Genomic DNA, 21532 nt, shown 5'->3' on the forward strand with positions numbered 1-21532 from the left:
CGCCGTCCGCACAGCCGCACACCGGGGGTTCGTCGACGCCCACATCACGCCCCACCCTGTGAAGGAGTTCTCATGATCAAGCCACCGTGGATACGCAGCGTCAGACGCGCGCTGCTCGCGGCCGGTGCCACCGCCGCGCTGGCCGCCGGCCTGCTCACCGCCACGGCCACCACCTCGCAGGCCGCCACCCAGGGGCCGTGCGACATCTACGCCGCGGGCGGCACCCCCTGCGTCGCCGCGCACAGCACCACCCGCGCCCTGTACGGGGCGTACAACGGCCCGCTGTACCAGGTCAGGCGCGCCTCCGACAACACCACCCTGAACATCGGCCTGCTGAGCGCCGGCGGATACGCCAACGCCGCCGCGCAGGACTCCTTCTGCGCGAACACCAGCTGCGTCATCACCGTCATCTACGACCAGTCCGGCAAGGGCAACGACCTCACCCAGGCACCCGCGGGCGGAGCCGCCGGCGGGCCGGACAACCTCGCCAACGCCTTCGAGGCGCCGGTCACCGTCGGCGGGCACGAGGCGTACGGCGTCTACGTGGCCCCCGGCACCGGCTACCGCAACAACAACACCAACGGCATCGCCACCGGCGACCAGCCCGAGGGCATGTACGCGATCTTCGACGGCACCCACTTCAACGGCGGCTGCTGCTTCGACTACGGCAACGCCGAGACCAGCAGCACCGACACCGGCAACGGCCACATGGAGGCCATCTACTTCGGCAACAGCAAGGCGTGGGGCTACGGCAGCGGCAACGGCCCCTGGGTGATGGCCGACCTCGAGAACGGCCTGTTCTCCGGGGTCAACCGCACGTTCAATGCCAACGACCCCACCGTGAACAACCGGTTCCTGACCGCCATGGTCAAGGGTGGCCCGAACCAGTGGGCCATCCGCGGCGGCGACGCCCAGGCGGGCAGCCTGTCCACCTACTACAGCGGCGTGCGCCCCAACGTCTCCGGCTACAACCCGATGCACAAGGAAGGCGCGATCATCCTCGGCATCGGCGGCGATAACAGCAAGGGCGCCCAGGGTACCTTCTACGAAGGCGTGATGACCTCGGGCTACCCCTCGGACGCCACTGAGAACGCCGTGCAGGCCAACATCACCGCCGCCGGCTACAACAGCGGCTCGACCAGCACCGGCTCGCTGACGCCCGGCTCCCGGATCTCCCTGCAGGCCACCACCTCCCCCTGCTGCACCTCGGACTACCTGCGCCACGACGACGCCGACACCAAGGTCGTCATCTCCAGCATCAACTCCTCCAGCTCGGCCACCGACAAGGCCGACGCCACCTGGATCGTCCGCGCCGGCCTGGCCAACAGCTCCTGCCTGTCCTTCGAGTCCGCCAACAACCCAGGCCAGTTCCTGCGCCACTACAACTACGAGCTCTACCTGAACACCGACAACGGCGGCAGCTCGTTCGCGCAGGACGCCACCTTCTGTCCCACCACGGGCAACAGCGGGGTCGGCCACTCCTTCCAGTCCGTCAACTACCCGACGAAATACATCCGCCACTACAACTACACGGTCTACATAGCCAGCAACGGCGGCTCCAACGCCTGGGACTCCACGTCGTCGTGGGCCCAGGACACCAGTTGGCTCACGGCATCTCCCTGGAGCTGACGCGGGACCGGACTCTCCGAGCGCCTTCAGCAGCGAGCGCGGCAGCCATGCAGAATCGCAGGGAGGCCGCGCTCGCTTCCTCTCATGGACTCTTCCAAGGCATGGCGGTGGACGCCGGCTCGGTGGCCGAGCCGGCGTCCAGGGCCAAGCCGCAGAGTGTCAGACGGCGTCCAGCTCGGCGATCTCCTCATCCGTCAGCTTCAGGTCGGCAGCCGCCGCCGAGTCACGGATGGTCTCCGGCCGGCTCGCGCCGGGAATCGGAACGACGACCGGCGACTTCGCGAGCATCCACGCCAGGCAGACCTGCTGGGGGCTCACCCCGTGAGCCTCGGCGACGCGCGCGAACGGTGTGTAGGCAGAGCCCAGTTCGCGTGCACGGGAGATGCCGCCCAGAGGGCTCCACGGCAGGAACGCGATGCCGAGCTCGTCACACAGCTGAAGCTCGGGCTCGCTGGAGCGGAAGGCAGGCGAGAACTGGTTCTGGACGGAGACCAGGCGGCCGCCGAGGATCTCGCCCGCCTGCCGGATCTGGTCCGGGTCGGCGTTGGAGATACCGGCCATCCGGATCTTGCCCTCGTCGAGGAGTTCCCGCACCGCACCGACCGATTCGGCGTAGGGGACCTTGGGATCGGGACGGTGGAACTGATAGAGCCCGATGGCCTCCACGCCGAGGCGGCGCAGGGAGGCCTCACAGGCCTCCTTGATGTGCTTGGGGGAGCCGTCCTGTGTCCAGCTGCCGTCTCCGGGACGCAGGTGGCCGCCCTTCGTGGCGACGAGGACATCCCCACCCAGCGCGTGCGAGGCGAGAGCCTTGGCGATCAGGGTTTCGTTATGACCGACTTCACCGGCGTCCCGGTGATAGGCATCGGCGGTGTCGATCAGCGTCACGCCGGCGTCGAGCGCGGCGTGAATGGTGGCGAGGGAACGTGCCTCCTCGGGGCGGCCCTCGATCGACATGGGCATGGCGCCCAGACCGATCGCGCTGACCTCGACGTCACCGATGCGGCGAGTATGCATGTGCTCGAGACCTCTTTCGGCGTACGGGGAACTGATGCCGACCAACACCTGCGGCAGGGACCCGCGGCGACGTCGGCACAACCCAGCGTCGTGGAGCAGCAGCCAGGGGTCCAATAGAAGAAAGCGAACGCATTCAGCAGCCGGCCATCTGAATGGGGCGACCTTCACAACGCTCACCGATCGCAGCGTGAACCAAACGGCGCGCATCGTCCATGCCACCGGGTGAGGTCCGGCTGCGGAAGCCTCGCGGCAACGCGGTGCGTGCGTGCCTGCCCGTCAGGCGATGCCGTCGGCCAGGGTCTCGCGCACAACAATCGCCGCGCGCTCCGCATCCTCCCGCGAGACGTCGAGGTGGAACACGAACCGGAACTGCGGTCCGCCCGTGCACAGCACACCCCTGGCAGTCAGCCGCTCCACCAGGTCCTGCGGCGTGACCCCCGCGACGGCCCGTGCGAACACCATGTTGGTGCGGGCCGCGCCGACCTCGAGTCCCGGTACGCCGTCGAGGGCTTCGGCGAACAGCGCGGCGTTGGCGTGGTCCTCGGCCAACCGCTCGACGTGGTGGTCCAGCGCGTACGACGCGGCCGCCGCCAGCACTCCCGCCTGCCGCATGCCTCCGCCCAGAACCTTCCTCCACCGCCGTGCCTCACTGACGAGTTCCCGGGAACCGAGCAGCATCGAGCCCACCGGTGCCCCCAAGCCCTTGCTGAAACACACCGAGACGCTGTCGAAACGCTCCGCGATCTTCCGTGCTCCCTCGTAGGGATCGCCGCCGCCGGCCACCGCGGCGTTGAAGAGCCTGGCCCCGTCCAGGTGCGTCGCCAGGCCGTGCTTGCGGGCCACGGCCGTGGCCGACTCCAGATACTCCGGAGCGATCACCATGCCCCCGAACGTGTTCTCCAGACACAGCAGCCGGGTCCGTGCGAAATGCGGATCGTCCGGCTTGACCGCCGCCTCGACGTCCGCGAGGTCGAGTGTCCCGTCCTCCTGGTGCGGCAACGGCTGCGGCTGAATCCCGCCGAGCGCCGCCGCCCCGCCGCCCTCGTGGGAGTAGACGTGCGCGTTCCACCCTGCGATGTACTCGTCACCACGCCCGCAGTGACTGAGCAGTGCGCACAGATTGCTCTGGGTGCCCGACGAGACGAAGAGCGCGGCGGGGAAGCCGAGCAACTCCGCCAACCGTTCCTGCAAGGCATTCACGGCGGGATCGTCGCCGAACACGTCGTCCCCCACCTCGGCCCGCGCCATGGCCGTACGCATCGGATCGGTGGGGCGGGTGACGGTGTCGCTCCGCAGGTCTATGACGTTGTCCATGCCTCCTTCCTACCGGACCACCGTCCGGGGAGCGTCGACGGGGCGGCCGCTCAACGTCGTGTACTGGCCCCCGAGACCCGCTTGCGCCCCAGCCCCCGCCGCGAGCCGCTTCACACCCGTCCCCGCCTCCCCGGTCGAGGACCGTGTGACCGGCCCGGTCTTCGACTTCCCGCCCTGCCCACAGGGACGTCCCGCACGAGGGGCGCGAGCTGCGTCCCGAACTGCCCGCTCACGGCGCGGTCCTGGTGCGCTTGACCCCGCCCGGCACACCCGCCTGAGCCGAGCCACGGCACCCGCCTGAGCCGAGCCACGGCACCCGCCTGAGCCGGGACACGGCCGGGGGCGGACGGACAACGCCGGCCATCACCCATCGGTGGTGCGCCGGATCCCGCAAGGAGTTGATCTGCTGGGCTCCGGGCACGACGACCACGCAGCCGACGTCAAGCCGCCCGAGCAGACGACGGAAGTGCCGGTCCGGACCGTAGGGCTCGTCCGCGGTGCCCCAGACGGCGGCAAGCCCCCGACCGCCCCTGCGAACTGCCTGAATTCCCCACGTCACGCTGGTGGATGTCCTAGAGTTTGAGCGGGCGGACCAACAGCGAAAGCGGTGGCGGGGATCAAGGCCGGCCCAGCCGGCTGCTCGGGCGACTCCACCACAACAGGCAGCCACCGAACACTACTTCTGCGGAGACTGTGACCCGTGGGACCGGAACGCTTCCGCATCGCCGCCGTGCTCGGCACCCGCCAGGGCAGCGGGTATCTCTTGACACCCCGTCTCGTCCTCACCGCCGGGCACGTGGTGCAGAACCGCTATCTGGCGAAGGTCGCGACGCTCGGCGGTGTCGGCGAGGTCGAATGCCGCGTGGTGTGGTCTCGGCACGACCGCGAGTGCGATGCGGCGCTGCTGCTGGCCAAGCGAGACCTGATCCCCGCCGAACTCGCCGAGCACCTGGAGCCGGTGCGCTGGGGCGTGCCCTCAGGACTCGCTCCGATGGAATCCTGCCAGGCCATCGGCTTCCCGCAGATGCAGCGCGACGGCGAGGACGGACTCGACACGGAGCAGATCGTCGGCACGTTCAAGCCTGGTTCCCGCATGGTCCGCTCGCGACACGTACTCGACAGCCCGTATACGCCGCCTCTCGCGCGCACGGAAGGCCCTTCCCCGTGGGCGGGCATGTCCGGTGCGGCTCTGTTCGCACAGGGAACGATCATCGGGGTGGTGGTGACCGACCCCGTCGACTGGCAGCACGGTCGCCTTGAAGCCGTACGCAGCCGCGTCCTCTTCGGGGACCCGGAGTTCGTGGAGCGGCTGGTGCAACACACCGGTCATCAGCCGACCGTGGACGAACTCACGGATCCCGAGCACAACCCGCACGCCGAGTTCGAGCGCCGGTACGCGGCGTACGTGGCCGAGTTCTACAACGAACTCAGGATTTTCGGGCTCGACTTCAGCCGCCAGGAACACGCGCAGTGGCCGCTGGACACGGCGTATCTGAGCCTGGAGCTGGCGCCCCACCACAGGCGCAGGCCGGGATCGGAGGACGCGGTCGGCGAGCCGGGCGGCCGGTTCCACGATCCGGTCGGCGGCGGCCGACAGCGCGTCGAGACGGCGTTCGCACGCCGGACCCGCATCCTCCTGCGCGGCCACGCCGGCTCCGGCAAGACGACCTTGGTGCAGTGGCTGGCCGTGACCGCAGCCCGCCGGGAGTTCCCACTGGCGCTCGGGCACCTTCAGGGCTGCCTGCCGTTCGTTCTGCCCCTGCGCACCCTCACCCGACGCGACGCGCTGCCGGAACCACAGGACTTCCTCTCCGCCGTCGGCAATCCGCTGCAGTCCCTGCAGCCCGAAGGCTGGGCCGACCAGGTCCTTCAGTCCGGGCGCGGGCTCCTGCTCATCGACGGCGTGGACGAGATCCAGGAGGGCGACCGACAGCGGACCCGGGACTGGCTCAAGCAACTGATCACCCTCTACCCCGACTGCGTCTTCCTGGTGACGACCCGGCCCTCGGCCGTGGACGACGGCTGGCTGAGCAGCCAGCAGTTCACCGAGCTGAACCTGCTGCCGATGAACCGCCAGGACGTCACCGCGTTCATGCATCGCTGGCACCAGGCAGCGGCCCGGACCGTCGAGCGCCCAGATGAACGGGCCCAGCTGGCGGAGTACGAGCAGGTACTGGCCGATGCCCTGCCCCGCAAGAACGACTTGGGCCGCCTTGCGACCAACCCCCTGATGTGCGCGATGATCTGCGCGCTGCACCGTGACCGCAATTCCTATCTGCCGCAGAACCGGCTGGAACTCTACGAGGCCGCGCTGAGCATGTTGCTGGTCCGTCGCGACGTGCAGCGGAGGGTGGGCACGCATCTGCAGATCAACGAGAGCGCACAGCTGTGGCTGCTGCAGCAGCTCGCCTACTGGATGATCCGCAACGGCCATGCCGAAGCCGACCGCTCCAACGTGCTGCGGGTCGTCGCCGATGCCCTGCGCTCGATGCCCCAGGTCGCCGCGCCCGAGCAGGCCGCAGACGTCCTGGACCACCTGCTGCTGCGCAGTGGAATCCTGCGCGCGCCATCCCCCGACACCGTCGAGTTCATCCACCGCACGTTCCAGGACTACCTCGGTTCGAAGGCCGCCGTGGAGGGCCAGGACCTCAACCTGGTGGCCGCGCACGCCCACGAGCCGCAGTGGGAAGACGTGGTGCGGATGGCCGTCGGGCACGCCCGCGCGGACGAACGCGCCATCCTGCTGCGCCGCCTGCTGGAACTCGGCGACATGGCCGCCTCCCCGCAACGCGAGCGGCTGCACCTGCTTGCCGCAGCGTGCCTGGAGCACGCGACGGCTCTCGCTCCTGACGTGCGCGCCGAGGTCGAGAGGCGTGCGGCTGCACTGGTTCCACCCGAGAGCCCGGCGGACGCCGAGCTGCTCGCTCAGGCCGGAACAGTGGCACTGGACCTGCTCCCGCCACCCGAGGGGCTCACGGCGGGGCAGGCCGGCGCCGTCGTCCGTACCGCCCGCCTGCTGGGCGGGGAGCATGCCTATCAGGTGCTGCACTCCTTCCGGGCGCATCCGGACCAGAACGTGCGGCAGGAACTCGCGGACGCCTGGGACGGCTTCGACGCCCGGGCATACGCGGAGGGCATCCTCGTCCACACCCCGCTCGCGGGAGTACGCCTCACCGTAAGCAGTTCGGCGCAGCTCTCCGCGCTCTCGACGATGGGTCCGGTTCCCGCGCTCGCCTGTGTGGGCGACTTCCCGGCAGAGGCACTCGCGCCCGTGCTCCGGCGCGCCCGCCCGGACGACTTCACCCTGGATGCCAACGACGTGCTGCGCGACCTTGAGTTCCTGGCGGTGGAACTGCCGGAGCTGTCCGCGTTGTGCCTCTCCGACTGCGGCGGCCTCACGGACTACTCGGCGCTGCGTCGCCTCCGTATGCACACCGTCATACTCCGGAACGTGCCCAGCGGCCCCGACCTGTCCCCGTTGCAGGACGTGGAGACACTCCACGATGCAACGTTTCGATGGGATCGGGGCGGGGCGGCACGCCGCCTCACGCTGACAGACGTCCGCTTTCCGAAAGGTCTCCGACGCCTCCGGCTCCTGGGCAACCTGGTCGTCGCCGACCTCCACGCCGTCCGTCGCTGGCCGCACCTCGCCTCGCTCACCCTGTCCGGCGCACCGGTTCCTGCCGAAGAGCTGTCCGCACTCAGCCGGCTCCCCTCGCTGAAGGACGTGGACCTCGCCATCGAAGACCTCTGCCCATCGGACCTCTCACAGGTGGTGCGCCTGCCCGGCGTCACCAGCGCGCAGGTCACCACCTATGCGACCGCAGACCTCTGCACGGCAGACCTCCTTCCCCGGATGCTTCCCTCACTTCAGGAGCTGCGCCTGCACGTACAGTTCACGCACGCAGGCCGCAGGCCGGCGACCGTGGACCTCTCCGCGCTCGCCGGCATCGCCGACGTCTCGGTCACCCTGAGCTGGGCATCCTCAGGCGATCTGCGGGTCACCGGAGCCGAGTGCCTTCCGCCTGGTTCGGTACGCCAGGTGCTGAGGAACCAACCCACGGCGGAGGCGCCGAAGCCACCGTCTCCCTGGTGGCGCCGCCTCGGCGGCCGGTGACGGAGACGGGGCGGGGCGGCATGCTTTACCGTCGATCATCAGTCGACGACAGGAGGGTCAGTGCCGGACTTCCAGGACATCGAACTCGCCGCCGCGGTGAGGGCGATCAGGGACGGGCTGATGCAGGCGGCAGCGGCCGGGGCCGGGGAAGCGGTGCGCTTCGAGGTCGGCCCGATTCAGATGGAGTTCACGGTCGAACTGCGGCGCGAGGCCGGGGCCAAGGGCGGAGTCAAGGCGTGGGTGGTCAACGCCGACGCCGATGCGAAGGCCTCCCAGGGCCGTACCCATCGAATCGCCTTCACCCTCACAGCCAAGGACGCCGCCGGGGGCAACCTGGAGGTCGGTAACGACACCCACGGAAGCACCCGACGCTTCAACTCCGTGGAGTAGTCTCCCCCTCTTGCAGCGCTCCCTTCCCTACCCTGCACGACGCCGGCTGCCCGTGCAGCAGCAGGCTGCCGTCGGTGAACGGCCTGGTCAACTACTCGCCCAGGACGGAGTCCCAGACGACACCGTCCCCGCGGGCGAGGGGAGCAGTTGGCCGGCAATGATCCCGCTGCCGCGGGGACACGCCGATCGGCCTCGACCACCGGATCCCTCGCGTCGACATCGCGGCCGCCGTGGGCAGAGCAGGAATGGAGGATGCTCCTGGCATCGGCGTACGGCGGTGTGGGCCGGACGGTTCAGATGAGCCGATCGCGGTCCTGGGCTGCTTGCCGGACGAGCTCGGCGAAGCGGGCGCGACTACGCTCGTAGTGTTCCTCGGCCTGTTGGTCGTCCCTTTCCCCGGAGCCATCGGTGCCCGGTGCCACATCGAGGTCGGTGTACTCGCTGTGCAGGAGCCAGCAACCGTAAATGCCCGCAATGAGATCCTCGAGGAGATCGCGGGCAGGGCGTTTGGGGTCAAGAGGAGTGAGGCGCAAGGCGAGGTCGGCGAGGTCGGGTTCCTCCTCACCGAGGTACTCGGCGACTGTTTCCTCCAGGTCGTCGAGTTGCTCGCGTAGGACGGCAGGGTCCGGGAGCAAGCCGTCGGTGATCTGCATGGCGTGGCGGACGAGGCTCGTGACGGCATCGTGCGCGCTGGCGCCGTCTTCCATGAGGCCGAGGATGACCGTGGGGGTCTCGTGGGGGAGGGCCTCGATGTCGTCGGCCTCGAGGACCACCTGGGTGAAGTCCTGACCGGAGGTTTCAGCGGCGACCTCCGCTGCCGCGGCGAGCCAGTGGGCCGCCGCGACGGCGGCTGCGGTCGGATCGATGCGGGAGAAGAGCTCGACGGGGCCGAAGGGATCCCGCCGCAGAAGGTCGTCGGCGGCCGCGACCTGGACGGGGGAGGCGTCTTCGCGGCTGAGCAGGACGGCCTGCTGGGCGCGGCCACTGAGGTCGCCCAGTTCCGCATTCTCCACGGCAGTGAGCTCGGTGGTGGCCTCCGCGACAACGGCCTTCAGGAGCTGAGGATCGTCCAGCCCGTGCAGGGCGCGTCCGACACGGTGAGCGGACTCCAGCAGGGGGCTGTAGGAGACCGTCAGCATTCCGCCGTGGGGGAGGTGCGGCTGAGTGATCGCGTCGACGACCTGGCCGAAGTGCTTGCGTTCCTGTTCGCGACGCCAGCCCTCGGTGTTCGGTTCCAGGGAGTCGGCCGCACTGGCGGGGTGTGTGTAGGTGCGCCATGCAGCGTCGGAGAGCTGGGTAAGAGCGCGGGCCAAGCCCAGGAGCGCGGAGGTGTCGGCGTCGACGGGCAGAGCCGCGATGCGGACGGCGAGGTCGCCTTCGCCGGTTCCCCATGTGGCCATCAGCTCATGCCGGTCGGGCACGAGGCAGTAGCGGGTCATGAAGCTGCTCCTTCGCGGACATGCGATGCATGGTGCTGTGACGTGCCCATTCTGGCCCCTGGCCCCTGGCCAGGGCGCAGCTGGTGAGCCCTGCGCAGGGTGCGTCGACGACGTAGGCCCGGGCGTCGCCGCCGGGTCGGAGGCGTTCGGCCGGCCGGTCTCGGCAGAAGGCCGGCCAGGTCGAGTCGAGCGGCTGGGAGAGGATCAGCTCCGATCGCAGGCGGGTGATGCCTTCGGCGTCGTCGGGCCTGGCGCGGCGGGCAGGGGTCGCGGGACCGGCCCTTCCCGTGAGCGCGGGCGTGGGATCATGCGGCCGGGGGCGTATGGGGGTCGGTGACGGGGGTGAAGCGGGCGGGTGCGTGGTCGATCGGCAGGTCGGGCCGCCAGGCCGTGAGGATCTGGGCGCTGCACTCGAACAGGTCCGGGGGCAGGGCGTCCAGAGGCCACCAGCGCCAGTCGCCGACACTTTCGTCGGGCTGGTCCGCCGGTTCCCCGCGCCAGCGGGTGACGAGCGCGCCGAAGGTGATGCGGACGACGTCGCCGACCTGGTCGAGGAGCATGCCCAGGAGGCGGACGTCGGCGGGGTCGGCGTGCAGTCCGGTCTCCTCGGCGAGTTCGCGCACCACGGCCTCCTGCAAGGACTCGCCTGGTTCCACGGTCCCGCCGGGCAGCTCTCGCGTACCCAGCCGGTGCCGGCCCAGGAGGAGGCCCCGGGGCCCGAGCAGCACGGCGCCGACGCCGACCGCCGCCCGAGGGTCCGGTGGCTTCGGGGTGCGGGGACGGGCGGTGATGCGGGCCGGTCGGTGGACCTGGAAGAGCCGATAGGAGGCGTTGTTGTTCTCCTCCGGCGTGTCGAGGACGGTGATGTCCTGCACGTGGAGCCCGTACTGCCCGAGCAGGTCCTCCCACAACTCCGGTGTCAGCACCCACATGTGCATGGTGAGCTCGCCGCCGCCGGCCAGGTGGAGGATCTCCGGGCGTGGGGTGACGGTCGAAGTGGGGCCGTCCCCGACGGAGTTGGTGTGCAGCACGGTGAAGCACAGCCGGCCCCCCGGCTTGAGGGCGGTCGCCAGGGCGGGCAGGAGCCGGTGCGGGTCCAGGAAGTGGAAGGTGCTCAGGGAGTAGATCACGTCGTACGGCGCTGCGGTGCTCAGGTGCTCGACGGCGTCGGCGTTGACCAGCCGCAGGCCCCGCACATCGGGATAGCGGGAGCGGGCCCGCTCGATCTGGCTGGGGGAAACATCGACTGCGTCTACCTGTGCGCCGTAGGTGCGGGCCAGGTGTGCGGCGTGCCGGCCGGGGCCACAGCCGAGGTCCAGTACGCGCAGGCCCCTGAGGTCCCCGAGGATGTCGTCCCCCGGCCCGTTCGCCGCGGGGCCCCAGGCGATCCGGGTCACTTCCGTCAGGGTCGTACCGCGCCGCACGTGGTGTGTTCCGTAGGCGTCCCAGGCGAGGCGTGTGTGTCGTTCGACGTCCAACGCGTTGTCTCCCATCTCGAGTTCAGGGGCGGAGTGCGTAGCAGCGCAGCACGTCGAGGTCGGCGGTGCGTACCACGGACCATCCCGCAGTGAGTGTCTCGGCCTCGGCGGCCGTGATCCCGAGGTGCTTGCGGGGATCGCCCTCCTCGCGGCGGCCGGCGAGTTCGGTGACGACCCAGAAGGTCCCGCCGGGTGCCAGGACCTGCCGGACGCGGTCGAGGAAGGCAGCCTTGTCGTCCATCCACCGGTAGACCAGGCGGCAGGTGACGACCGCATACGCCCGTTCCGGCAGGGCGCCGAGGTCGTCCGCGGTGAAGTTCATCAGGCACCAGGTCGGCCCGTCGCCACGCCGGCTGCTCTGCGCCGCGGCGATGGCGCTGGGGGAGAAGTCGACGCCGGTGGTGCGGTAACCGAGCCGGTCGAGGTGGCGGGCGAGGGCACCGTCGCCGGTGCCGATGTCGAGGGCCGGGCGTCCACGGCCGGGTCCGACACGGTCGGTCAGCAGCGTGGCCTCGGCGCTGCTGACTTCCCGGTACCGGCGACCGTCGGTCCATGAAGACTCCCAGTAGCCGGCGGTGGACGTTTCAGTCGTCATTCGGCTCCCTCGCCGGCGGGCGGCACGGCCGCGGTCGTGGTCCCGGTGGGGCGGCGCAAGTTGCTCGACTGGTTCGGAGTGGCCGTCCCGGAAGAAGTCCGTTCGACTGTGTGGATGTGCCGGCCGTGGTCAACGTGGGTCCCCCTTTGGTCGGTGGCGGTTCGCTCGTGGGGCTCAACGATCCGGCGGGAATCTCGAACGCCTACGTTTCGGACGGGCCGCGAACCCTGGGACGGAGCGGGCGTTCGAGCGTACGGGATACACCGACGCGGGCGCCGTAAGGCTTCGAAGGCGATTGGTGGTGGCCGAAACGCCGACACTCCCCCTCGCCCCGCAGCGTGTTCCACACGGCGGCGAACTGCTCGTCGGTGAGGCCCTCCCGGTTGCACAGGGGTCGACGTCTCGAAGCGCTTCGAACTCTTGGGCATGCGGCACCGTTCCTGTCAAACACCTTTTCCAGAGGCGGATTTGATTCATCGAAGCGTTTGTCGAACGGGAAGTCGCGCCGCTAGCCTCGCGGTTGGTTCAAGCGCTTCGACACTTCGATCAAGAAAGGGCCGCCACCGTAGGGCGAATGCTCTGCGCCGGATCGCCGCGGCAAGGTGCAGACCAAGCGAGCAGCATGGCTCCCAACCGATACGCCACGGTCGCACAGTCCATGGGCAGCGCCACCTTCACGGTGACCGACGTGGGCTGCAGCTTGAGATCCGACGCTGATCCGACCCACACCGAGCGAAGAAACCGCACGTTGGAGGAAGCATGAACAGACAAGGACGTCGATTCGCGGTCGCGGCCGCCAGCCTGGCGCGGGCGACACACGTCGGCAGGATTGGAGGGTGGTTGAGGAAGGCGGCCACAGCGGCGGCCGTGGCCCTGAGCGTCATAGCGGGCAGCCTGACGTTCGCATCACCGGCGTCCGCGGCGACGTTGACTCAGGTCGACAACTTCGGCTACAACCCCACGAACCTCCAGATGTACGAGTACGTGCCGGCCAAGCTGCCCCGTCATCCGGCAGTGCTCGTGGTCGCGCACTGGTGCACCGGCTCCGGCCCTGACATGTACAACTACACCGAATTCGCGTCACTGGCCGACCAGTACGGATTCATCGTGGTCTACCCCTCGATCACCGGTGACATCAAGTGCTGGGACGTCGCGTCGGACGCCGCGCTGAAGCACGACGGCTCCAGCGACCCGGCCGGCGTGATGTCCATGGTGCGGTGGGAGATCGCGAACCGCGGCGCCAACCAGCACCAGGTCTACATGACCGGCATCTCCTCCGGCGCGATGCTGACCAACGTCATGCTCGCCGACTACCCGGACGTGTTCAAAGCCGGATCGGCGTTCATGGGCGTGCCGTACCACTGCTTCTACACCGGCACTTTCCGCGGCTGGAACAGTGACTGCTCCACAGGCAACATCACCAAGACCCCGCAGGAGTGGGGCGACCTGGCCCGCGCCGCCTACCCCGGCTACACCGGGCCACGGCCGCGTATCCAACTGTGGCACGGCACCGAGGACGCCGCCCTCAACCACCACAACCTCGGCGAAGAGATCAAACAGTGGACCAACGTCCTCGGTGTCAGCCAAACCCCGGTCTTCACCGACCAGCCCGAGTCGATCTGGACAAGGACCCGCTACGGTAACGCCAGCACGCAACCACCGGTCGAGGCCAACAGCTTCCAGGGGTACGGCCACGAGTTGCCCAAACCCGGCATGGCACTGCTGGCCCTGAAGTTCATGGGCCTGGCACCCTAGGTCGACAGGTGCCTGTCACCGGGCGTGGGCTCAAACCGTTCGCTGGACGTGGCCCGAACCAACCGGACCGGCGGCACCCAACTGAACGTCTGGGACTGTGACGGCGGTGCCAGACCAACAGCGGCGGCTCAACAAAGTTGGCACTGTCCCCGCCGCGGAATCCGGACTGTGCCTCGACGGCATCGGCGCGGGCACGGCTAACGGCACCGCCGTCAGCATCCCGAACTGTAACGGTGGCAGCGACCGGAAATGGGTCCGGCAGTAGCCCCCGGTTCCGGGTGCGCGGGCTTGTCCCCCGCGTGCGGGGATGTCGGACCGGAGGGTGACGAGGTACAGGTGGTAGCCGTCGCCGGCGACCACCTGTACCTGGCCCAGCGCTTTACTGGGTGCCGGCGGTGTGCTCGTCCTCGGCCGCCCGGGCGGCGCGGGCGGTGGCTTTCGTGCCGCGTTCGTGGAGAACGAACCTTGGGGTACGGTCGAGTGCCCGATGGTGTCCGCCATGCGCTTGCGCCGGTCGATCAGTGCGAAGTCCAGGTCGGCGATCACTTCGCCCTCACCGGCGGTGAGCGGCTGGCCGACGATGCGGCCCTCGGGGTCGGCGATGGCGGTGAAGAAGCCGCCGGAGAACGCTGCGATGGGACCGCCGGTGTCCTCGGCGAGCTTTGTCCGTTGGTTCTCGTCCAGCCATGCGGTGGCGTTGACCACGAAAGAGGCCGACTCCAGGGCGTGCTGACGGATGGCGATCTGCATCTGGTCGGTGAACTTCTCGGCGCCGAGGCCGCCGGGGAACATCGCGGCGTGGATCTGCTCGCCGTCGGCGATCAGGGCGTATCGCGCCAGTGGCTGGTAGTGCTCCCAACAGGCGGGCTGGCCGATGCGGCCGACGGCGCCGTCCACGGCGCGAGTGCAGGCAGTTCCTCGGACGGCATGCGCTCGCTGCGCGCCCGAAGAGTTTCGGTGGATTCGGGGACTCGCCTGGTCGGGGGCGCGAGGCGTGAAGGCGGGGCGTACTCTCTGCGGATATACACTCGGAGTATATCTCTGGTGTATGGTCCGTCTCATGAGTGTTCCTCTCACCCTGTTGGGGCTGTTGGAGCGAGAGCCGAGCCACGGCTACGACCTCAAGCGGGACTACGACGCGTTCTTCGGCCGCGGCAAGCCGCTGCCCTACGGGCAGGTCTATACGACTCTTGGCCGGTTGGCGCGGGACGGGAAGGTCATCGCCGGCGAGGCGGAGCCCGGGGACGGCCCCGAGCGCAAGCGCTACGTGATCACCGAGGCGGGGGCGACGGAGTTCGAGACCTGGCTCACCGAGCCGGTGGCCCCCGAGCCCAATCTGCAGAGCGTGCTGTTCACCAAGGTCGTGCTGGCCCTGATGCTCGGCCGCGACGCCCAGGAGTACCTCGACACTCAGCGGGCCGCCCACCTTCAGCGGATGCACGAGCTGACCCGGCTGCGCCGCACCGGCCCGCTCGTGGACGCCCTGCTCGCCGACCACGGGCTGTTCCACCTGGAGGCCGACCTACGGTGGATCGAGCTGACCACGGACCGGCTGGATGCGCTCGCAGCGGCGGTGCGCGCATGACCGCCCTCATCGAGGCCCGCGACCTCACCCTCTCCTTCGGCGAGACCTCCGCCCTGCGCGGCGCCAGCCTGGCCATCGAGGCCGGCGAGGTGCTCGCCGTCATGGGCCCGAGCGGCTCGGGCAAGTCCACCCTGCTGCACTGCCTGGCCGGCATCCTCACCCCCGACTCGGGCGAGGTGCACTTCGACGGACGCCGCATCGACACCATGAACGAGGCGGACCGCAGCGCCCTGCGCCGCGACACCTTCGGCTTCGTCTTCCAGTTCGGCCAGCTCGTCCCGGAGTTGACCGCCGAGGAGAACGTCGCCCTGCCGCTGCTGTTCTCCGGCGTACGCCGGGCGGCAGCGCTCGCCGAGGCCCGGCCCTGGTTCGCCCGGCTGGGGCTGGACGGCCTGGAGCGGCGCCGCTCCGGGGAGTTGTCGGGCGGTCAAGCGCAGCGGGTGGCGCTGGCCCGGGGTCTGGTGGCCCGGCCCAAGGTGCTGTTCGCCGACGAGCCGACCGGGGCGCTGGACTCGCTGACCGGCGAACAGGTGATGGACCTGATGGTGGACGCGGCCCACGAGGAGGGCACCACCGTCGTCCTGGTGACCCACGAGCCCCGGGTCGCCGCGCACGCCGACCGGGAAGCAATGGTCCGGGACGGCAAGGCCAGGCTGCTCACGACCGGACGGATCGCCTCGTGATCGCCTTCGCCGTCCGCTTGGCGGTCAGCGGAGGCCGGGAGGCGGTCGCCCGGCTGGTCATGATCGCCGCCGCGGTGGCCATCGGGGTAGGGCTGCTGCTGTCGACCTTCGCCGGCATGCACGCTGTCGACCGGTCGAACCAGAGGCAGGTGTGGCTCGACACCGGCGCCGTGAGCCGTACGACGTCGGCGGACCCGCTGTGGTGGTGGCCGCACGGTGACTACTACGACGGCAATTCCATCACCGAGGTCGACGTCGCCGCGACCGGCCCGACTTCTCCCGTCCCCCCTGGTCTGACGCACCTGCCGGCGCCCGGCGAGTACTACGCCTCTCCCGCGCTGGCCGAACTGATCCGCGACACCCCGGCCGACCAACTGGGCGACCGCTTCCCGGGCCGGCTCGCCGGCCCGATCGGCGAGGCCGCTCTGCCCTCCCCGGACTCGCTGATCGCCGTGATCGGCCGTACCCCCGCGCAGATCAAGAGTGCACCGGGGGCGAGAGAGGTCACCGCCATCGCCAGTACCCGGCCGCTCTCCTGCGACAACCAGTGCTGGGACAACGCCGTGCGCGGTGACGCCATGACGCTCATCTTCTCCGTGGTGGCAGGCGCGCTGATCTTCCCGGTACTGATCTTCATCGGCACCGCGACGCGTCTGTCCGCCGCCACCCGCGAGCAGCGCTACGCGGCGATGCGGCTGGTCGGTGCCACTCCCCGGCAGGTGGCGGTGATCTCGGCGGTGGAGTCGACGCTGGCGGCGGCCGCCGGGACAGTGGTCGGTTTCGGGCTCTACGCCGCGCTGCGCCCGCTGGTCGCCACCATCTCGTTCACCGGGCAGCAGCGATTCTTCCTCGAGGATCTGACACTCAGCGCCCCGCAGGCCCTCGGCGTCGCCGTCGGCGTGCCGATGGCGGCGGCGATCGCGGCGCGGCTGGCGCTGCGCCGGGTCACCATCTCCCCGCTCGGAGTGACCCGCCGAGTGACCCCGCGCCCACCGCGCGCCTGGCGGCTGATCCCGCTCTTGGCGGGCCTGGCCGAGCTGGCGTACTTCATCAACCGTCGCCCGGTGACCGGGAACGGCCAGGCGGCGGCCTACCTCCCCGGCTTCCTGGTGGCGATGCTGGGCCTGGTGATCGCCGGGCCGTGGCTGACCATGACCGCCGCCCGGGCGGTGGCCCGGCGGACCCGACGCCCGGCCATGCTGATAGCGGTGCGCCGGCTCGCCGACGACCCGAAGGCCGGTTTCCGCGCGGTCAGCGGCCTTGTCCTGGCCCTGTTCGTGACCACCGCCACGGTCAGCATCATCGGCACCATCAACCACCACCGCGACATGCTCGGCGGCGACCGGCAGACCCGGACGGTGGTGGAGGACGGCGACCCCGGCGGGGCGCCGCTGGCCGGGACCATCCCGACACGGCTGCTCACCGAGATCCGGACGATTCCGGGCGTCCGCGGCCTGGCCACCGTGCACGCGAACCCCGGCGGCATCGGCAAGGTCCCGGTCCCGGGCGATCACCCCCCGTTGGTACCGGTGTTGGTTTCGTGCTCCGATCTGGCGCAGACCCCGATGGTCGGCCGCTGCACGGCCGGGGCGAGCGTCGCGGCCGTCGACTTCTTCACCTTCGGCAGCCTGGTCTCGCAGCCGGGCCGCCAGTGGCCTGCCGCCGCGATCAGCACGGCCGCCGTCGCAAGACTGCCCGTGCAACTGGTCTACGTGGCCACCGACGGGTCGACGGCGGCCAAGGAGCGCGTGCGGACCCTGCTCACCATCGCCTATCCGCGGCAGCAGGCCCGCACGGTCGGCGACTGGGGCACCACCCTGCAGCAGGAGCTGGCCGGTTGGCGGCAATTGGCCAACGTGGTGCTGTTGACCACGCTGCCGATCGCGGGCTGCAGCCTGGCGGTGAGCGTCGTCGCGGGCCTGTCGGACCGCAGGCGCCCGTTCGCGATCCTGCGGCTCACCGGCGCGCCGCTGCGGCTGCTGCGGCGCGTGGTCGGACTGGAGAGCGCGCTGCCGTTGCTGGCGGTCTCCGCGATCGCGATCAGCACCGCCTTCGCCGCGTCGGCCATGTTCCTGAGGTCGCAGATGCACTACGACCTGATCTCGCCGGACGCGGTGTACTACGCGCTTGTCGCGGGCGGACTGGCCGCCGCGCTCGGGATCATCGCCTCGACCCTCCCCCTGCTCAGACGCATCACCGGCCCCGAAGCCGCTCGCAACGGCTGACGCGCCTCCCGCTACGGCCCCGGGTGCTGCGGCGCCCAGGGCCGTAGCGGGGCTCTCAGCGCACCGCGCAGTTCCCTCTTCTCCGGGAGCAGTTGCCGTCTCTGATAGTCAAGGATCCGTTTGAGTACACCGGCCTTCGCCCAGCGGGCGAAGTAGCCGAAAACGGTACGCCAGGGGATGCCGAAGTTGGCGGGCAGCGCCCTACCTCGAGTGAAGCAGAGCAGGAAGGCAGGCAACGGGCCGCGAACACACCGCAGTTGGCTCCTGACACCCAGCTTGCGGCCAGGGTCTCGTGATGCCGCCGCACTACCGCTTTGGCCAGCAGCTGAAGGGTGGACTCGATCGCGCCCATCTGGGCCATGACGGTGCGGAGATAGGGGTCGTCGGGGGGCTTGGTCTGGTGTGGGAGGAGGGTCCCGGCGATGAAGTTGGCGACGCGGTGGTGCACGGTGTCGAAGAAGGCCCGCTCGTAGCCGATCCACACGTCCGGCGCGTCGTCCAGCAGCCGGTATCCCCATTTTCTGTCCCAGGTCACGGGCGGCAGACCGCGTGCGGCGGCGACCTGACGCAGGTGCGCGAGCCCGGTGTGGATCTGCGCGCGGGTGCGTTCAGTGGCGGCCATGAGCTGGGTGACGCTCAAGCCGGCGGGGCGGGCCTCCTGCAGGGCGCTGAGGATCGCTTCGGCGTGGACGTGAGCGGGGACGCCCCGCCCCATCGCCTACTCACCCGAGCCTTTCAGCAGCTTCTGGAGCCGCTCGTCCAGGTCTACTTCGCCGCGGTTGACGGCGATATCGATCCAGTCGGCCGCAGCGCGTACGCGTGAAAGTCCCCGACTGATGGTGACGCGTTGGGCATCGTCGTAGTGCTCGCCGCGCAGGTTCGGCACGATCCTGTCGGCAGTGGTGACGAACTGCGCGCAGGCCGCGACCGGGGCCATGAACTGGGCGCTGTGCTCCATGCGCTGAAGCTGCGGAGCGGCCTCCTGGTCACGAACTGGGCCTGCTGGCGGAACCGGTCGAACTGGGCTTCGTTGACCGCATGCCGGGCAGTGTCGTCGGCCATGGCCTTGTTGGCGACTGCCGGACGGCGCAGGAAGTCGGTGGTCACCACCGCCGCCACCGCGTCGTCAGCGGCCAGATCGTGGATCGCTTCCACCTTCTCCTCGATGCTTTCCGGGGAGTCGACCTTCCAGCCCACGACCTGGTTCGCGCTGTCGTGCGTCCACCTCGGCGGACCACCGCGCGAGCTGGGCCGGGGGGTGACCGCCTCGAACCGGACCTGTTCGTCGGGAATGCTGGCGAGGATCTTGTGGATCGTGTGTGAGACGTCCGACCGCCGAGGCTCCTTCGGCCAGCGCGAGGACACCCATCGGTGTCTGCGAACAGTGGTGTAAGCCAGGCCGACGTCTTCGGCGAACATCCGGATGGCCTCGCTGAACCGTGAACAGGTCGTCCTTCCCGGACGGATTCGCACCCCCATACGAACGCATCGGCTCGGTCTCCACAGACGCATCCCCGAGCCGCCACTGGGCACTGCTCATCGCCGTGACCCAGTCCCGCCCCAGCTTGACCAGCTCGTCGTAACGTTCCCGGGTCACACTCCCGATCATCGCGGGCATCCGGACATCACCCCCGGCGGACCCGGGTGCGGTACCTTATCTCTGCCGTCAACTCGCCCCGGCGGGCCGTCGCTTCGCACCATGCGACCGGTAGCAGGAACCCGCCAGGGCGCACGGCCACCCAGTGAAGCACTATGGCAGCCCTCGAATGCGCGGTCCCACAACCCGGCGTCCGCCGCGCGCCGCCTATGCCAGGCCCGTTTGCGACAACGGGGAGAGCAGCACGTTGCCGAGGCAGGACGTTCGACCCCAACCATCCGCGACGCCCCGCACTCCGGGCAACTGGACGTTACACCGACCTGGACCCTCGGTCCTCGCCCCCGCTTGCCGCATCCGCCGCCAGTGCCGTGACCGGCACACCGACGAGCAGAACACCGCCGTGGCCTTCGCCGCGGGCATCAACGGACCGCCGCACCCCCGGCACAGCCTCGGCCCGGTGTCGTCATCCGTGACCGCGACCAGCCTCAGCCGGGGCACCCTGTCCCTGCCCATGCGGCCACCGTACGAAGCGAAAGTGGCCGCCGGTAGTCCCGTCGGCCACTGAGCAACGTCCGATGTCGGGGCGCCTGAAGTGTCGGTGCGCCGCCGGCGTGGCGTTCCTCGGCTGAAGGCCGGAAGGATCTCTCAGCCGGCCTGGCCGATGGTCACGGTGCGGAATCCCGGAGCGAAGTCATCGAAGGACTGTTCCCAGGACTCGCCCGGCCAGTAGTAGGTCACACGGCCCTCGGAGGGCCGGTAATGGGCGGTGTAGACGGTTCCCAGCCACTCCTCGTACGCGGATTGATACAGGGGCGGCTTCAACATCGCCGCCACATCCATGCCGGCTGCGCGAATGGCGCTCAACCGCTCCTGCGTCCTGGAGGACTGCTCCTGATCGTCAGGCACCGGCATGTGCTGATGGTTGGCAGCGCAGGCGTCCGGTGCCTCAGTCAGTGAGATGTCCGGCCCCACGAACACCGTCCGTGCCTGCTCGGAGTCTACGAGAGTGACGTTCTGCGGGATTGCGATCGGTATGGACTTCAGCTTGCCGACTGCCTCGTCAACGGTGGTACACGTCTCCAATAGGTAGCGCAGGACAATGAGGATGGCGAAGCCCGGGCCGTGGACGAATCGCCCACCGAAGGTGAGTGAGACAGCGAGCCCGGCGTCGTTCATCCCGTCCAGCAAGCCCCAGGCGGCATCCTGCATTCCGATCACCGGCCGCAGGAAGTGGGAGGAGACAATAGTGCCCTCGCACTCATCGGGGCTGAAGTCGTAGTTGCGCAGCAGAGTGCCACTGCCACCGATCTGGGTGCAACCCGAGAAGAACGGTCGCAAGGCCGCGAGGGTGAGGAAGGTCTCCCCTTCGGGCCGGTCGAGCTGACCGGCGAGGCGATCGAGTACGGGGACCAGCTCCGGCATGTGCGCCTCGAACAGCCTCCGAGCACGGTCCGCGCCCTCTACGGTCCGGCTTTCCTCGGTCATCCACCCCTCCGCGAGCGGCCACAGAGCCTGTGTATGGGTGGCCCATCGCCCGTCGCTTCCGTCACCGATCTCGATAGCACGGAAGGTCTTCTGCTGTTGGCTCATGGCTGCCGTTCCCTTGTGGATGTCTGTTGAAGTGATGGCAACCTAGCTAATCTCGCAGGTAGTTCACCAGATCAGACATGGTCGGTGGAGGCATCCGGGGTATCCACAGATCATCTTG

At 69.5% G+C, this 21532-nt stretch carries 14 protein-coding genes and 2 pseudogenes; 7 read left to right on the forward strand and 9 right to left on the reverse strand.

Features of this window, described 5'->3' with window-relative positions; all coding sequences use genetic code 11:
- Positions 1-72: 72 nt before the first annotated feature.
- Positions 73-1629 (forward strand): alpha-L-arabinofuranosidase B, encoded by a 1557-nt coding sequence (locus tag C3488_RS07265; RefSeq protein ID WP_103838482.1) that lies wholly within the window; start codon positions 73-75, stop codon positions 1627-1629.
- A gap of 159 nt (positions 1630-1788) precedes the next feature.
- On the opposite strand, the gene C3488_RS07270 is transcribed toward C3488_RS07265, so the two are convergent.
- Both C3488_RS07270 and ltaE read right to left on the reverse strand, forming a co-directional pair.
- The gene (locus tag C3488_RS07270; RefSeq protein ID WP_103838483.1) at positions 1789-2646 is read right to left on the reverse strand and encodes an aldo/keto reductase; all 858 of its coding nucleotides are present in this window, start codon (positions 2644-2646) and stop codon (positions 1789-1791) included.
- A 276-nt stretch (positions 2647-2922) separates the two neighbouring features.
- A complete protein-coding gene (gene ltaE / locus C3488_RS07275; protein ID WP_103838484.1) occupies positions 2923-3960 on the reverse strand; it encodes a low-specificity L-threonine aldolase in 1038 nt (345 codons plus the stop codon).
- A 700-nt stretch (positions 3961-4660) separates the two neighbouring features.
- Here ltaE and C3488_RS07280 point away from each other — a divergent pair.
- Positions 4661-8077 carry a serine protease gene (locus C3488_RS07280; RefSeq protein ID WP_103838485.1) on the forward strand — a complete coding sequence of 1139 codons (3417 nt, stop codon included), beginning with the start codon at positions 4661-4663 and terminating at the stop codon, positions 8075-8077.
- Between the two features lie 60 nt (positions 8078-8137).
- Complete coding sequence (locus tag C3488_RS07285) at positions 8138-8467, forward strand: trypco2 family protein (RefSeq protein ID WP_103838486.1); 330 nt, start codon at positions 8138-8140, stop codon at positions 8465-8467.
- A 293-nt stretch (positions 8468-8760) separates the two neighbouring features.
- Here the strand turns inward: C3488_RS07285 and C3488_RS07290 are convergent, their stop codons facing one another.
- The 3 genes from C3488_RS07290 to C3488_RS07300 all read right to left on the reverse strand — a co-directional run bounded on the left by C3488_RS07290 (position 8761) and on the right by C3488_RS07300 (position 11979).
- Complete coding sequence (locus tag C3488_RS07290; protein ID WP_103838487.1) at positions 8761-9906, reverse strand: hypothetical protein; 1146 nt, start codon at positions 9904-9906, stop codon at positions 8761-8763.
- Positions 9907-10211: 305 nt separating this feature from the next.
- Positions 10212-11399 carry an NUDIX domain-containing protein gene (locus C3488_RS07295; protein WP_103838488.1) on the reverse strand — a complete coding sequence of 396 codons (1188 nt, stop codon included), beginning with the start codon at positions 11397-11399 and terminating at the stop codon, positions 10212-10214.
- A 7-nt stretch (positions 11400-11406) separates the two neighbouring features.
- A complete protein-coding gene (locus C3488_RS07300) occupies positions 11407-11979 on the reverse strand; it encodes a class I SAM-dependent methyltransferase (protein ID WP_103838489.1) in 573 nt (190 codons plus the stop codon).
- A gap of 867 nt (positions 11980-12846) precedes the next feature.
- Here C3488_RS07300 and C3488_RS07305 point away from each other — a divergent pair.
- Positions 12847-13734 carry a PHB depolymerase family esterase gene (locus C3488_RS07305; RefSeq protein ID WP_308460657.1) on the forward strand — a complete coding sequence of 296 codons (888 nt, stop codon included), beginning with the start codon at positions 12847-12849 and terminating at the stop codon, positions 13732-13734.
- 30 nt (positions 13735-13764) lie between these two features.
- On the opposite strand, the gene C3488_RS41375 is transcribed toward C3488_RS07305, so the two are convergent.
- On the reverse strand, positions 13765-14796 hold the full coding sequence (locus C3488_RS41375; RefSeq protein WP_308460658.1) for a nitrilase-related carbon-nitrogen hydrolase: 1032 nt from the start codon (positions 14794-14796) through the stop codon (positions 13765-13767).
- Between C3488_RS41375 and C3488_RS07315 the strand changes: the two genes are divergently transcribed.
- From C3488_RS07315 to C3488_RS07325, 3 genes are read left to right on the forward strand one after another with little or no spacing between them, the layout of a single operon-like run.
- Positions 14795-15319 (forward strand): PadR family transcriptional regulator, encoded by a 525-nt coding sequence (locus tag C3488_RS07315; protein ID WP_103838491.1) that lies wholly within the window; start codon positions 14795-14797, stop codon positions 15317-15319. The genes C3488_RS41375 and C3488_RS07315 overlap by 2 nt on opposite strands.
- The gene (locus tag C3488_RS07320) at positions 15316-16002 is read left to right on the forward strand and encodes an ABC transporter ATP-binding protein (protein ID WP_103838492.1); all 687 of its coding nucleotides are present in this window, start codon (positions 15316-15318) and stop codon (positions 16000-16002) included. Before C3488_RS07315 ends, C3488_RS07320 begins: the two co-directional genes overlap by 4 nt.
- Entirely contained in the window at positions 15999-18227 is a 2229-nt protein-coding gene (locus C3488_RS07325; RefSeq protein ID WP_103838493.1) for an FtsX-like permease family protein, read from the forward strand. Before C3488_RS07320 ends, C3488_RS07325 begins: the two co-directional genes overlap by 4 nt.
- 107 nt (positions 18228-18334) lie before the next feature.
- On the opposite strand, the pseudogene C3488_RS41380 reads toward C3488_RS07325, so the two are convergent.
- The 3 genes and pseudogenes from C3488_RS41380 to C3488_RS07345 form a co-directional block, all read right to left on the reverse strand.
- Positions 18335-18430: pseudogene (locus C3488_RS41380) on the reverse strand (transposase); the annotation flags it as partial.
- A 515-nt stretch (positions 18431-18945) separates the two neighbouring features.
- Positions 18946-19739, reverse strand: a pseudogene (locus C3488_RS42525) (DUF6192 family protein).
- A gap of 730 nt (positions 19740-20469) precedes the next feature.
- A complete protein-coding gene (locus C3488_RS07345) occupies positions 20470-21414 on the reverse strand; it encodes a C45 family autoproteolytic acyltransferase/hydolase (RefSeq protein ID WP_103838496.1) in 945 nt (314 codons plus the stop codon).
- Between the last annotated feature and the right edge of the window lie 118 nt (positions 21415-21532).

It is taken from the genome of Streptomyces sp. Ru72 (assembly GCF_002920635.1).
Lineage (GTDB): Bacteria > Actinomycetota > Actinomycetes > Streptomycetales > Streptomycetaceae > Streptomyces.